Below are 14119 nucleotides of genomic sequence, written 5' to 3'. Positions count from 1 at the left end.
TGCCTCTGGCTAACACTTCCCCTTGCCGGGTGTGTAGAGGACTTTCACCTCCAAGTCACCAGCGTGGCCACCACAGCCAAGCTGGTTGCGCTTCGCGCAACGCGCCATGCCTGGCGCACCAAAAAAAGAGCCGCTCATGCGGCTCTCGTTTTTTGTCAGGCCCGCGGCACGTTTGCATCGAGTGCCGAGTACTTCAGGCTTTTGCTCTCGACCACTTGCTTGAGCAGCGCATTGACCTGGCGGCTGAAGGTATCGCTGATTGCCTCTTTCGGTGTGTTGGCCATCAACGGCACGAACCAGATGCCCATCCAGGTATTGATTCCATCATGGTTGCTCGCGTTAGTCAGCGTCTGCCCTTGCGAATCCAGTGTCTCCAGACTCATGGTGTATTGGTCGGTCGCCATTGTCGGGATGACGGTAAACGTCAGGCCACTGATAAATGCCATAACCAACTGACCACCGCCCGGTGGATGGTTGTAAACCTTCAGACGCAGATTGTAATCACCTGGCTGTTTCTGGAACTCGTCCAGTGTGACGCGACCGAACAGGCCGGAATCGGTCAGTACTTTTTGCAGCTCAGGCTTTAGCATCTCGCGTGCTTGCGGCATTTCAACGGCCGAAGCGCTTTTTGGCTCGCCTTGATAGAAATCGAAGTCTACGTAGACGTTCGGTTTGTTCGAATAACTGGACATCGACGGCAGATTGACCGGAGCGACTTCGTCTTTGGTGAAGCTGGCGCAACCACTTAGCCCGAGCACCAAGGCCAACCCTAGAATTTTCCCAAATTGCATGACAACTCCCTTAAATGATGGCATAGCGCCTCCATCCGGAGGGCTGGCGCGAATTCTAGAGCGTTGCCACCAATAGTAAAAGGCCATCACTTAAAAACGGTATAACTCACGCCCACCCTTCCAGTCGCAGCGTGGCACGAACCAGACGCTGCTCCTCGCTTTCGATTTCCCTGAGGTTCTCGCAGATGCTCTGGATGTGCGCGATGGCGGCCTTGCGCGCCTGCTCCGGCATGCGGCCGGTCACGGCGTTGTAGAGCCGGGCGTGCTGACGGTCGATCTGACGTTTTTGTGGTGCGCGGTGGTAGAGGTTGTTGACCGAGGCGAACACGGTGTTGAGCAGCAAGTCCGTCAGCGAGCGTAAGGTTTGCACCAGCACCGGGTTGTGCGAGGCCTCGCAGATCGCCAGATGAAACGCATGATCGAGCCGGGCGTGTTCGCTCGCTTCCATCGGCCGCGTGTGGGCATCGAGCAATGCTGCATAGCTTCGGGTGATGAGGACAAAATCCGCTTCGGTTCCGCGCAGTGCAGCCAGGCGAGCGGACTCGCCCTCCAGCAGGCTGCGGACCTCGAACAAATCGTAAAGCGTACGGGGTTGTGAGCTGAACAGGTGCATCAGCGGCGACGCGGTACCGTGGCCCGACAGATCCGCGACAAACGATCCCCTTCCCTGCTCCGTGTTAATAATCCCCCGGGCGCGCAACAACTTCAGTCCCTCGCGAAGCGCCGTGCGGGATACACCAAGTTTTTCGGTCAGGCGCCGTTCCGAAGGCAAAAACTGCCCGGTCTTGAGGACTCCGTCCACGATCAGGCGTTCTATGCGTTCACACACCACGTCTGCGACTTGTGGATTACGGGCCACTTGCGCACTGTCCATCGAACCTCCAGCTGGTATGACCAGCCTCGCCGGCAAAACCCTATTCGCTCGAATACAACCCTAACTGCATGTTTAACCGGATATTTTTTGCAGAAATAAAGAAATAGCCCCTGAGAAACTGGTTCGACCAGTCAAACAACACATGGACAGTAGGACGCGTCAGGCCAATGATGCAAGTCAGCTGTCACCGGAAACAGACCTCTAATAAAAACAACTGAGGGTCGTCAACCGCCTATGAACATCCTCTACGATGAACGCGTCGACGGCGTGCTGCCTGATGTCGACAGAGCGGCCCTGCTGCAAGCACTGCACGCTCGCTTGCCAGACCTGGAAGTCCTGGATCAGCAGGAAGAACTCAAACCGTACGAATGCGACGGGCTTTCCGCTTACCGCACCACGCCCATGCTGGTGGTGCTGCCGCGCCATATCGACGAAGTCCAGGACGTGCTTAAACTCTGCCACGAGTTTCGCGTCCCGGTGGTCGCTCGCGGTGCCGGCACCGGTTTGTCCGGCGGTGCATTGCCGCTCGAGAAAGGCGTGCTGCTGGTGATGGCGCGCTTCAATAACATCCTGCACATCGACCCCGCCGCGCGCACGGCGCGGGTTCAGCCGGGCGTGCGCAATCTGGCGATTTCCCAGGCTGCCGCGCCGTTCGGTTTGTACTACGCGCCGGACCCCTCCTCGCAGATCGCCTGTTCCATCGGCGGCAACGTGGCCGAAAACGCCGGAGGCGTGCATTGCCTGAAATACGGTCTGACGGTGCACAACCTGCTCAAGGTCGACATCCTCACCGTCGATGGCGAACACCTGACCCTGGGTTCCGAAGCGCTCGACTCACCGGGGTTTGATCTGCTGGCGTTGTTCACCGGTTCCGAAGGTATGCTGGGGGTGATCACCGAAGTCACGGTCAAACTGCTGCCCAAACCGCAGACGGCCAAGGTGCTGCTGGCGGCGTTCGATTCCGTTGAAAAGGCAGGTCGCGCGGTGGGCGACATCATTGCCGCCGGCATCATTCCCGGCGGCCTGGAGATGATGGACAACCTGGCCATTCGCGCCGCCGAAGACTTTATCCACGCGGGGTATCCGGTCGACGCCGAAGCCATTCTGCTGTGCGAACTCGATGGCGTTGAAGCCGATGTTCACGATGACTGCGACCGCGTACGCCAGGTGCTGGAACAGGCCGGCGCCACCGAAGTCCGCCAGGCCCGCGATGAGGCCGAACGCGTGCGCTTCTGGGCCGGGCGCAAGAATGCGTTCCCGGCGGTGGGCCGCCTCTCGCCGGATTATTACTGCATGGACGGGACGATCCCGCGCCGCGAACTGCCCGGTGTGTTGCACGCGATTGCTGCACTGTCGGCCGAGTATGACCTGCGCGTGGCCAATGTTTTCCACGCCGGTGACGGCAACATGCATCCGCTGATTCTGTTCGATGCCAACCAACCCGGCGAACTCGATCGCGCCGAAGCCCTGGGCGGCAAGATTCTGGAGTTGTGCGTGAAAGTCGGCGGCAGCATCACCGGAGAACACGGCGTCGGCCGCGAGAAAATCAATCAGATGTGTGCGCAGTTCAACAGTGATGAGCTGACCCTGTTTCATGCCGTCAAAGCCGCGTTCGATCCGGGCGGCCTGCTCAATCCGGGCAAGAACATTCCAACCTTGCACCGCTGCGCCGAGTTCGGCGCGATGCACGTTCACATGGGTCAGTTGCCCTTCCCTGAACTGGAGCGTTTCTGATGCGCAGCGAACACGATATCGATGACAGTGCCAGCCTGCTGGAACAGGTCAACCTGGCCCTGCAAAACGCCATTCCGCTGCGCATCCAGGGCTCCAACAGCAAAGCATTCCTGGGCCGCATCGTGGCGGGTGAAGTACTCGATACGCGCAGCCACCGCGGCATCGTCAGCTACGACCCGACCGAACTGGTGATTACCGCACGCTGCGGCACGCCGTTGGCAGAACTGGCGGAGGTATTGGACGCGTCGCAGCAGATGCTACCGTGTGAACCGCCCTCCTTCGGTGACGGCGCGACCGTGGGCGGAATGATCGCCAGCGGATTATCGGGACCACGGCGCCCGTGGTCAGGATCGGTCAGGGACTTCGTCCTCGGGACACGGGTCATCACCGGCCACGGCAAGCATTTGCGCTTCGGCGGCGAAGTCATGAAAAATGTCGCCGGCTACGACCTGTCGCGCTTGATGGCCGGCAGTTACGGCTCATTGGGGGTGATCACTGAAGTCTCGCTCAAGGTCCTGCCCAAACCTCGGCAAGCGTTAAGCATCAGCCTGGAAATGGACAGCGATCGCGCCTTGCTGCGCCTCGCGGAATGGGGGCAGCAACCGCTGCCGATCAGCGCCGCGAGCCACGACGGTCAGCGCCTTCACTTGCGGCTTGAAGGTGGCGAAGGCTCGGTGAAGGCAGCGCATGAGCGCTTGGGTGGCGAGCTGCTGGAGGGTTCATATTGGGCGGATCTCAACGAACATCGCTTGAGTTTCTTTGATGAAGACCAGCCGCTTTGGCGCCTGTCCGTCCCGCACAACACGCCCCGGCTTTCCCTCCCCGGCCTGCAAATGATCGACTGGGGCGGCGCCCAGCGCTGGCTCAAATCCGACGCGCAGGCAGCGTTCATTCGCAAGGTCGTCGATGAGGTCGGCGGGCATGTGACCTGCTACAGCCACGGTCTGATCGACAGTCCGTTCCAACCGCTGCCCGCGGCACTGATGCGCTACCACCGCAACTTGAAGGACCAACTCGATCCACGGGGCATCTTCAACCCCGGTCGCCTGTACGCGGAGCTTTGACCCATGCAGACCACCCTGAGCGAACAGGCCCGCCAACTGCCCCGCGCCGAAGAAGCCGAAAGCATCCTGCGCACGTGCGTGCATTGCGGTTTTTGCAATGCCACTTGTCCGACCTATCAATTGCTCGGTGATGAACTGGACGGGCCGCGTGGGCGCATCTACCTGATCAAACAAGTGCTGGAAGGCAACGAGGTTACCCAAAAGACCCAGCAGCACCTGGATCGCTGCCTGTCTTGCCGTAATTGCGAAACCACCTGCCCCTCGGGCGTCGACTATCACAACTTGCTCGACATCGGCCGCGCGGTGGTCGATGCGGCCGTGCCGCGCTCACTCGACCAGCGCTTGTTGCGCGAAGGCTTGCGCAGCGTCGTGCCCAATCCGGTGCTGTTCAAGGCGCTGGTCAGCAGCGGTCAGGTGTTCCGTGCGTTGTTGCCGAATACGCTGCAAGCCAAGTTGCCGCGCCACGTGTATCCGGCCAGGCAGCGCCCGACCACCCGCCACGCGCGGCAGGTGCTGATGCTCGAAGGTTGCGTGCAGCCGAGTCTGTCGCCCAATACCAATGCGGCCACCGCGCGCGTCCTCGATCGACTGGGCATCAGCGTCACACCGACACGCGAGGCCGGCTGTTGCGGCGCCGTCGATTATCACCTGGACGCGCAGGCGGCCGGCCTTGATCGCGCCCGCCACAACATCGATGCGTGGTGGCCGGGCATTGAACAAGGGGCCGAAGCCATCGTGCAAACCGCCAGCGGTTGCGGCGCCTTTATCAAAGACTACGGCCACCTGCTCAGCACCGACCCGGCGTATGCCGAGAAGGCCAGGAAGGTCAGTGCGCTGGCCAGGGATCTGGTTGAAGTGCTGCGCGACGAGCCGCTGGAAAAGCTCGGCATCCACAGTGACCAACGCCTGGCCTTCCATTGCCCCTGCACCTTGCAGCACGCACAAAAACTCGGCGGTGCGGTTGAAGCGTTGCTGACAACGCTGGGTTTCAACCTCACGTTCGTTCCCGACGGTCATCTGTGTTGCGGCTCGGCCGGCACCTATTCGTTGACCCAACCAGAGCTGTCCCGACAACTGCGCGACAACAAACTCAATGCGCTGGAAAGCGGTCATCCCGACGTCATTGTCACGGCCAATATCGGCTGTCAGTCCCACCTCGACGGAGCGGGCCGAACCCCTGTCCGGCACTGGATTGAACTGGTCGAAGCCGCGTTGCCCTCATCGAGCCCTGGAGTATCCCCATGAAAAGCAAAGCCGTACTGAGCCAGACCGAAGTCAGCCAGATTCTCAGTGCCGCACGCAGCGAGGCACAGAACAATCAATGGGCCGTGACCATCGTGATTGTCGACGACGGGGGCCATCCTCTGGCCCTGGAACGCCTCGATGGTTGCGCCCCGATCGGCGCCTACATCGCCACCGAAAAGGCCCGCACCTCTGCCCTGGGTCGGCGTGAGTCGAAAGGTTATGAAGAAATGGTCAACGGTGGCCGCCACGCGTTTTTGTCAGCGCCGTTGCTGACCTCACTTGAGGGTGGCGTGCCGATTATTGTCGATGGGCAGGTGATCGGCGCGGTGGGTGTGTCTGGTGTGAAAGCCGAGCAGGATGCGCAAGTGGCCAAGGCTGGGGCGCAGTGTCTGAAGTGAACGTGGCGCAGCATGCCGGGCGTATAAATTGCTTTTCGTAGGAGCCAGGCTTGCCGGCGAAGGCGTACTCAAGATCGCTTTCGCCGGCAAGCCTGGCTCCTACAAGTCCAATTATTGCCTTAGCTTGGCATCAGGCCTCTTTTTTTCACTTACGCGCCAACTTGTACCGCACGCACTCCTCATAAAAACTCTCACGCACATCCGCCGGCTTGAACCGCGACTTGCTGTCGTAGGTCTGCTCGGTGATGCCCATCGCCAGCATGCGCATCCACGCCTTGCTGAATTTGTAAGCCTGTAACTTCTGACGAGCGGCATAAAGGGAGACCCCGGCCAGCTTGAGTTCCTGGGCTCTCGCCGCCGTCCCCGCCCCCCAACTGCACATATACCGATCATTGGACGCCAATTCCCTGGCCTGAGAAGAGACTGCAACGCTGGCCAGGGCGAACGAGATCATCGTGACAAATACACTTCGCAATTGCATTCCGCCTAACCACCTGAAAGTGAAGTGATTTTGGCGACAACTTCTAGGCTCCGGGGCCAGCAAAATGCCTCTTTTGCACCTTATGGATTTATCGGATGCCGCCCGCCACCAGCCTCAACTTCCCGAGACCAGCCTGAGTCCGATCACACCGGCCAGCCGATTCTCAGCGCCGTCGTGGCGTCGCCCAGCACCGCCATTCCCAGAATCGCGGTGCCCGCCGCGCCAGCCCACTGACCGAACAGTTGACCAGCGATCGCGATCCCCAAGGGCGTTTGCACGTCGATGAGAACCTGAAGGTCTTGGGTCAGCAGCATGTCTACGCCGCCGGCGACGTCGCCTATGCCGCGACCGACGACCTTGGCAACTTCGCCGCAATGTGCTGTCAGCATGCGATCTCCCTGGGCCGCCACGCCGGGAGTAACGTTGCTGCGGATTTGCTGGGTGTCGAGCCGACCCCTTACCGTCAGCCGAAGCACGTGACCTGCCTCGACCTGGGTGCCTGGGGCGCGGTGTTCACCGAAGGCTGGGATCGCCAGCTCAAACTGGTCAAGGACGAGGCCAAGGCGCTCAAGACGCAGATCAACACCTTGTGGATCTACCCGCCGGCCGCTGATCGTGCCACCGCCCTGGCAGCGGCGGACACGATGATTCCCGTAGCCTGAGACTTGGCTTGAACGTGGCGCCCGCGACAGCATCGCGGGCGTCTTTGGCTTTCGGTCGTAATGCCTGCTCCCAGATATGAATCAGCCAGACACTGGCAGTCATGGTTTAAGATCCGTTTGAAGTGTTCTCCGGACAATAACTTCATGCGCTTAAACCTGAAGGTTCGTATGCCCTCCTCGCTACCATTCCCGGTTCAATTTTCCCGCCTGCTCGCCCGCCCGTGGTTGCGGTCACTGCTGTTGTTGAGCCTCATCGTTCCAGGCATGGCCTGGGCCGAGCCAAGGCCTGAACACATGGTCTACCTGCGTACGATTGATCCGACCATCGAGCAAGACATTCGCTACGCCAGCGCCCACAACTTCACCGGACACTCACTCGACGGTTACGCCGCTTCCGAGTGTCTGCTGTCGCTGGACACCGCCAAGGCCCTCGCCCGAGTACAACAGGCGCTTCAAGCACAAGGCTACGGCTTGAAGGTGTTCGACTGCTATCGACCCAGCCGGGCTGTGGCTGATATGGGCCGCTTCGCGACTGCGCCGGGAGACCCGCGCAAGGCCGAGTTCTATCCGCGCGTGGATAAACAGGACTTCTGGCGGCTGGGGTATGTGGCGCGGGTGTCGAATCACTCCAGAGGCTCAACCGTGGACCTGACGCTGACCGGTCCCAAAGCACTGCCCGCCGACACTTGGACACCCTCGGCCGCGCAAGTCGATTGCACAGCGCCTTATGCCCAGCGCTGGCACGACGGCGCACTCGATATGGGCACCGGGTTTGATTGCTTCGATGAGCGCGCCCATACCGCCAACCCGACGATCAACGCGACCGCCAAAGAAAACCGCCAGCGACTCAGCAGCGCCATGGAAAAAGAGGGATTTGCCGGGTACTCGAAAGAGTGGTGGCACTTCACTTTTAGTGGCGAGGGAGCGCCGAAAAGCGTGATGGATTTCCCCATCACGCCGCTGAGTGCCAGCGAAGTGCTGGACAGCAGTCACCAGCTGATTGTGGTCACTACAAAAAACTGGGATGACACCCAGGGCACTGCCCAGCGTTATGAACGAGACGGGGGTAGTTTTCGAAAAATCGGCGATGGGTTTGCGGTGGTGGTTGGCAAGAGCGGGATGGCTTGGGGTAAGGGTTTGGGTAATGTTGAGCCCGGTGAAGGTCCGGTCAAACGTGAAGGTGATGGGAAAGCGCCTGCGGGGATATTCAAGCTTGGAACGGCGTTTGGCTACGACACGACGGCCGAGACAAAACTGCCTTATCTCTCACTGACATCAACCACCGAGTGCGTGGATGACAGCAAATCCGAACGCTACAACGAACTGGTCGACGCGGCGGCGAAGGCCAAGGACTGGAACAGCTCTGAGCAAATGCGCAAAGAGGAAGGCTATCGCAAAGGCATCTTCATCGAGCACAACACGCCGGCGGTCCCGGGTTCAGGTTCGTGCATCTTTTTCCATATCTGGCGGGGACCCACCTCGTCTACGCAGGGGTGTACGGCGATGGATCAGGGGGATATTTCGCGGTTGTTCGAGTGGCTGGATCCTCGTGAGTCTCCGGTATTGGTGCAGATGCCTGAGGGGCAATATGAGCGATTGCGTGAGCGCTGGAAGTTGCCGCAGCGGTAATGGAACAGGTGAATCGAGTGCTGAATAACAACGTTCCGGCGGGATAATCACGGAGCCCCCGTAGCAGCCGCCCTGTGGCGAGGGGATTTATCCCCTCGCCACAAAGCAGCGGCTACACGAACGTTGGTATTGCTGATAATGGTGTTCGCCAGGCCTTAGTCAGCCCTGCTTCAGATCGAGGCAGTAGGTGTAGTAACCCGCATCGCGCACGTAACCCAATAATTCATACAACCGCTGCGCCGCAAAATTATCCGTAGCCGTTTCCAGCACCATGCCCTTGGCGCCGGTCGACAGTGCAAAGGCTCGGGCAGCGTTCATCAGTGACCTCCCCACGCCCTGCCCCCGGGCCTCGGGGGCGGTGAACAAGTCACTGAGGAGCCAGGTGCGGTGGGCGTCGATGGAAGAAAATGTCGGGTACAACTGGACGAACCCCAACGCTTCACCGGACAGGTCAGAGGCGAAAAAGATCACGGATTCATTCCGATCGATACGTTCGGCGATGAAATCCCGGGACTGCTGCAGGTTCGAGGGCTGGCCGTAGAAGCCTCGATAATCGTCGAAGAGGCTGGCGATTTTGTCGATGTGCGTTGCGTCGACGCGCGAGACTTGGACGGCCATGCATGGGGTCTCCGAATGGGTTATTTCGGTTGCGCCACTGTGCGCAAATAAGGTTTCACCGTTTTGAAACCGTCCGGGTATTTCTTCTTCGCGTCCTCGTCGGACACCGATGTCGGAATGATCACGTCCTCGCCCGGACGCCAGTTAACAGGGGTGGCAACGGTGTGCTTGGCGTTCAATTGCAGCGCATCGAGCAGACGCAGCACTTCATCGAAGTTGCGCCCGGCACTCATCGGGTAGATGAGCATCGCCTTGACCTTTTTGTCCGGCCCGATGACGAACACGGACCGCACCGTGGCGTTGTCCACAGCAGTGCGTGTGCCGCCGCTGGCATTCGGATGGATCATGTCGTAGAGCTTGGCCACTACCAGGTTCTCGTCGCCGATCATGGGGTAGTTGACCGCATGACCCTGGGTTTCTTCGATGTCTTTGGCCCAGCTCGCATGATTACTGACGGGGTCGACACTGAGCCCGACGACCTTGGTGTTGCGTTTGTCGAACTCTGGCTTGAGCCCTGCCATGTAACCGAGTTCAGTGGTGCACACCGGGGTGAAGTCCTTGGGATGCGAGAACAGGATCGCCCACTTGTCGCCGATCCATTCATGGAACCGCAGCGTGCCTTCGGTGCTTTCAGCGGTAAAGTCCGGTGCTTCGTCGCCAATGCGGATGGTCATGATCGTTCTCCTGGCTGTGAGTTCGTAGGGAAGCCGTCGGAACGCGAGTCGCGGTTCCAACGGCATTCGGGATCTGTGTTGAACCTGTCAACGCGGATCAGTATAGGAGACGCTCCAAGACATGCCGGTGACTGGCGCATTCACTTTGTAAGTCCTTGATTCAGGCCTCTGAACGGTGTTCAGGCAACACCGCCAGCGCTGATGTCCTCGCCAGCACGTAGTAGAGAATGCCCGGCACCACCAGCCCCACAATCCACGAAATATCGACACCGCCGAGCTGCGCGACCATCGGTCCGGAGTAGAAATGCGTGTCGACGAAAGGCAACTGGATCAACACACCCACGACATACACGCTGATCCCGCGCACGTTCCAGCGACCATAACGACCCGCCGGGTCCGACAACGCCGCAATGTCATACCGTTCTTTGTTGATGAAGTAGTAATCCACCAGGTTGATCGCGCTCCAGGGCGTGAAAAAGGTCAGCAGAAACAGGATGAAGTACTTGAACGAGTTGAGGAACGAGTACTGCCCGAGCAGCGCCAAGGTGGTGGATGCCGCGACAATCACCAGCACAAACACCATGCGCTGCCGGGCGGTTATTTCGAGACGGCTGCGAAAGCCACTGATGATCGTGGCCACGCACATGAAGCTGCCATAAGCGTTGAGCGTCGACACCGTGACCTTGCCAAACACCACGCTCAAATACAGCAGCGAGGCCATCACACCGGTACTGCCCAGGCCGACGATGGTCGCTACCTCATGACCGCGAAAATTCGCACCGGCCAACGCGCCGGCAAACACGCCTAGCACCATGGACGCCTGCGCGCCGAGCACGGTACCCAGGCCGACGGCGGCGAAGGTTTTCCAGGACGAAGTTTTACTCGGCAAATAGCGTGAGTAGTCGGCCACGTAAGGGCCAAAGGCGATTTGCCAGGACGCGGACAGCGACACGGCCAGCAAGAAGGTGCTCCAGCCGAAGTGCCGGTTTTCCAGCAACAGGCCGATATCGTTGAGCGTCATCAGCCGGGTAAACAGATACACGAAAGCAATGATGCCCAGCACACTGGCCACCCGTCCGACCAGGTGAATAACCCGATAGCCGAAGATCGTCAGAAACGCGATACAAGCGGCGAAAATCAGGATGCCGGCGCTGTCGCTGACATGGATCAACTGGGCAATGGCCTGCCCCGACAGTACCGCGCCGGTGGCGCTGAAACCGAGGTACATCAGGCACACCAGCACAATCGGGATCGCCGCCCCATAGACCCCGAACTGCACACGGCTGGAGATCATCTGCGGCAACCCGAGCTTGGGCCCTTGGGCCGCGTGTAAGGCAACGACCGCACCGCCGAGCAACTGGCCGATCAGCAAGCCGATGAGCGACCAGAACACGTCACCGCCCAGCACCACGGCCAGCGCACCAGTGACGATTGCCGTGATTTGCAGGTTGGCGCCGAGCCACAGGGTGAACTGGCTGTAGAGGCTGCCATGACGCTCGGCCTCGGGGATGAAATCGATCGAACGGGTTTCGATCAGGGGACTTCGTTGCTGGGTCATAGCGGTGTTCTCTTGTTATTGGTAGACGGCAATGTCAGGCGGTTAAATGCGGTCCCTGTGGGAGCGGGCTTGCTCGCGAAAGCGGTGGGTCAGCTTGCATCAATGTTGAGTATGCAGCCGCCTTCGCGAGCAAGCCCGCTCCCACAGGGACCGCATTTAACCGACTGGCATTGGGGCTGACTTTGTTTTTATTTTTGTTGTTCAGTATTTAAACCAGCGACTTGAGCCGGCCGCTGTTGAAGACCCACAAACGGTGCCTTCGCCCAAACGACCTTGCCACCCACCATGGTCAGCAGCACCTTATTGCGAGCCAGTTCATCCTCGGGCACCTGCATGAAGTTCTTCTCCAGGACAATCAGGTCGGCGAACTTGCCCACCTCAACCGAGCCGACCACCGCCTCCAGTTTCAACTGCTCGGCGGCGTTGATCGTGATGGTGCGCAGCACCTCCGTGCGCGACAGTGCCGGGTCGGCATTCAACCTGCCGGCGTACTTGGGCCCGTAGCTGTGGGGGTTCAGCGGGTCGCCTGAGCGGGTGACGCCGATCTTCAGCGCGAGGAACTCATCGAGCGGATCGACAGGCCAGTCGCTGCCATACGCCACGCGGCCGCCGGCACGGGCGATGCTGCCCGACGGTTCCATGCGCGCAAAACGCTGGGCACCCAGGTGCTCGTTGGTGCCATCGACCGTGGACGGCGCCTGCTGCGCCCACTGGAAGGACATGTTAGCGGTCACGTCGAGTGCCTTGAAGCGTGGATAGTCGGCAGGATCCACGGTCTCGTTGTGCGTAATGGCCGGGCGGAAACCATTGCCAGGCAATTGCTGGCGCACGTATTCGATACCGTTCAACGAGTCGCGCACTGCCCGGTCTCCGGTGGCGTGAAGGTGCGGGTCGAGGCCGGCCTGCACGGCTTGCAACAGCAACGGTTTGAGCACTTGCGGCGGGAAGTACAGCTCGCCGACGTTTTTGCCAGGTGTCCACTTCGGCGCCGTATCGGTTCCGGCATTGCGCAGGTACGGTGTGAGCATTGCGCCGGTATCTGCCGGCGCATTGATGATGCCGTCCATGAACAATTTGACGTGGCGCATGCTCACGCCCGGCGCGGCTTTGGCTTCGCCCTGATCGTAGGTGTTGGCCAAAGCCTTGGCGTCGGCGATGGTTTTTGTCGGGTCTGCCGCGGCGGCGGCCGGGTCCAGTTTGATCGCCAAAAAGGCCCGGGCCGTCAGCTCGCCCGACTGCTGCAGGCTGGTGAACGCTTTGCCGCTCTCCGGCCCCGACAAGGCATCGAAGAAACTGGTGATGCCTTGCTCGCGCATCGCGTCGAGCGCCGCGCGAGTCTGCTTGAGTTTTTCGGCGTCGGTGGCGGGCGGCACCACGGCGGCCATGGCATCGGCAGCGCCGTCTTCGCAGATGCCGGTCGGGTTACCGGCGCTGTCACGCACGTATTTGCCATCGCCCGGATTGGCGGTGTGCTTGTTGATGCCGGCCACCGCCAGGCCACGCGAGTTGGTCAGCACGGTATGAAAGTCGGTGGAACGAACCTGGATCGGACGCTGGGTCTTCAGCGCGTCCAGCGTCGATTTATCCGGGTCGCCGTCGAGTCCGTCCATGCCCATGCGATCCCAGCTGCCCACTTCGAGCCAGACATCAGGCCCCTTGTCCTTGTCGGCATCTAGACACGCTTGAATGGTTTCCTGGAAAACCTTGCGCGTCATCGTCTGGTACTTCAAATCGCACAAGGTCATGGCGCGGCCGCCGTCCCCCGGATGCATGTGCGCATCGATGAAACCCGGCATCAGCATGCGCCCGGCCAGATCGATCAACTGGGTCTGCTTGCCGATGTACGAGGACACCCCTTCGTCGCTGCCAACATAGACGATCTTCCCGCCCGTTACGGCAATCGCTTGCTGCACGGAATTCTGGCCATCGACGGTGTAGACGTAGCCGTTGCGCATCACCCTGTCGGCGGGCGTCGAGCCCTGTGTCTGACACCCCACGAGCGCCATGGAAGAAAGTGCCGTAGTGGTCGCAACCGCGATAAACAGCCTGGAAAATTTCAATCGCCTCACCTCTGTTTTTATAGTTTTGGAAGTGGCCCGGACAGACTGCCGCGCAAGCCCCTGATATGCAGGGCATACCCTATAGAGCGCCGCCGCCTGCGGGACCTCCACAAATGAGGAGGGGCAGGTAAATAGTCCACCAACAAATCCCCCTGTGGGAGCGGGCCCTGTGGCGAGGGGATTTATCCCCTCGCCACAGGGCCCTGTAGTGGTCTAATTTCCCCGGACACCTCGATAGGTGGAAAATGCATCTATCGAGGAGATTTTCATGACCGACAAACGCAGAACATTCGACGACAGCTTCAAGCTGGAAGTCGTGAAGATGATCAAG

Annotated in this window: 12 protein-coding genes and 1 pseudogene; 6 read left to right on the top strand and 7 right to left on the bottom strand. The window is 60.2% G+C overall.

Annotation, left to right across the window (positions count from 1 at the left end):
* Nucleotides 1-155: 155 nt before the first annotated feature.
* On the bottom strand, nucleotides 156-791 hold the full coding sequence (locus EYC95_RS29410; RefSeq protein ID WP_131063450.1) for a hypothetical protein: 636 nt from the start codon (nucleotides 789-791) through the stop codon (nucleotides 156-158).
* A gap of 106 nt (nucleotides 792-897) precedes the next feature.
* Entirely contained in the window at nucleotides 898-1665 is a 768-nt protein-coding gene (gene glcC, locus EYC95_RS29405; RefSeq protein WP_131063449.1) for a transcriptional regulator GlcC, read from the bottom strand.
* Between the two features lie 234 nt (nucleotides 1666-1899).
* Between glcC and glcD the strand changes: the two genes are divergently transcribed.
* The 4 genes from glcD to EYC95_RS29385 are packed head-to-tail and all read left to right on the top strand — an operon-like array spanning nucleotide 1900 to nucleotide 6106.
* A complete protein-coding gene (glcD, locus tag EYC95_RS29400) occupies nucleotides 1900-3399 on the top strand; it encodes a glycolate oxidase subunit GlcD (RefSeq protein ID WP_131063448.1) in 1500 nt (499 codons plus the stop codon).
* Complete coding sequence (gene glcE, locus EYC95_RS29395; protein ID WP_131063447.1) at nucleotides 3399-4463, top strand: glycolate oxidase subunit GlcE; 1065 nt, start codon at nucleotides 3399-3401, stop codon at nucleotides 4461-4463. The genes glcD and glcE overlap by 1 nt, the downstream gene beginning before the upstream one ends.
* Before the next feature lie 3 nt (nucleotides 4464-4466).
* Nucleotides 4467-5708, top strand: a complete 1242-nt coding sequence (gene glcF, locus EYC95_RS29390; RefSeq protein WP_131063446.1) for a glycolate oxidase subunit GlcF — start codon at nucleotides 4467-4469, stop codon at nucleotides 5706-5708.
* On the top strand, nucleotides 5705-6106 hold the full coding sequence (locus EYC95_RS29385; protein WP_131063445.1) for a heme-binding protein: 402 nt from the start codon (nucleotides 5705-5707) through the stop codon (nucleotides 6104-6106). The genes glcF and EYC95_RS29385 overlap by 4 nt, the downstream gene beginning before the upstream one ends.
* Nucleotides 6107-6251: 145 nt before the next feature.
* Here the strand turns inward: EYC95_RS29385 and EYC95_RS29380 are convergent, their stop codons facing one another.
* Nucleotides 6252-6587 carry a hypothetical protein gene (locus EYC95_RS29380; protein ID WP_371928445.1) on the bottom strand — a complete coding sequence of 112 codons (336 nt, stop codon included), beginning with the start codon at nucleotides 6585-6587 and terminating at the stop codon, nucleotides 6252-6254.
* A gap of 218 nt (nucleotides 6588-6805) precedes the next feature.
* Here EYC95_RS29380 and EYC95_RS29375 point away from each other — a divergent pair.
* Nucleotides 6806-7249: pseudogene (locus EYC95_RS29375) on the top strand (NAD(P)/FAD-dependent oxidoreductase); the annotation flags it as partial.
* Nucleotides 7250-7417: 168 nt separating this feature from the next.
* On the top strand, nucleotides 7418-8878 hold the full coding sequence (locus tag EYC95_RS29370; RefSeq protein ID WP_131063444.1) for a M15 family metallopeptidase: 1461 nt from the start codon (nucleotides 7418-7420) through the stop codon (nucleotides 8876-8878).
* A 159-nt stretch (nucleotides 8879-9037) separates the two neighbouring features.
* On the opposite strand, the gene EYC95_RS29365 is transcribed toward EYC95_RS29370, so the two are convergent.
* The 4 genes from EYC95_RS29365 to EYC95_RS29350 all read right to left on the bottom strand — a co-directional run bounded on the left by EYC95_RS29365 (nucleotide 9038) and on the right by EYC95_RS29350 (nucleotide 13788).
* Nucleotides 9038-9496, bottom strand: a complete 459-nt coding sequence (locus EYC95_RS29365) for an N-acetyltransferase (protein WP_131063443.1) — start codon at nucleotides 9494-9496, stop codon at nucleotides 9038-9040.
* Between the two features lie 20 nt (nucleotides 9497-9516).
* Nucleotides 9517-10170, bottom strand: a complete 654-nt coding sequence (locus tag EYC95_RS29360; RefSeq protein ID WP_131063442.1) for a peroxiredoxin — start codon at nucleotides 10168-10170, stop codon at nucleotides 9517-9519.
* Between the two features lie 160 nt (nucleotides 10171-10330).
* Nucleotides 10331-11728 carry a cytosine permease gene (locus EYC95_RS29355; RefSeq protein ID WP_131063441.1) on the bottom strand — a complete coding sequence of 466 codons (1398 nt, stop codon included), beginning with the start codon at nucleotides 11726-11728 and terminating at the stop codon, nucleotides 10331-10333.
* Between the two features lie 188 nt (nucleotides 11729-11916).
* Nucleotides 11917-13788 (bottom strand): amidohydrolase, encoded by a 1872-nt coding sequence (locus EYC95_RS29350; RefSeq protein ID WP_131063440.1) that lies wholly within the window; start codon nucleotides 13786-13788, stop codon nucleotides 11917-11919.
* Nucleotides 13789-14119: the final 331 nt, after the last annotated feature.

It is taken from the genome of Pseudomonas sp. BGI-2 (assembly GCF_004310295.1).
Taxonomy (GTDB): Bacteria; Pseudomonadota; Gammaproteobacteria; order Pseudomonadales; family Pseudomonadaceae; genus Aquipseudomonas.
Note: the sequence above shows the minus strand (reverse complement) of the source record. Positions and strands in the feature narration are given on the sequence as shown.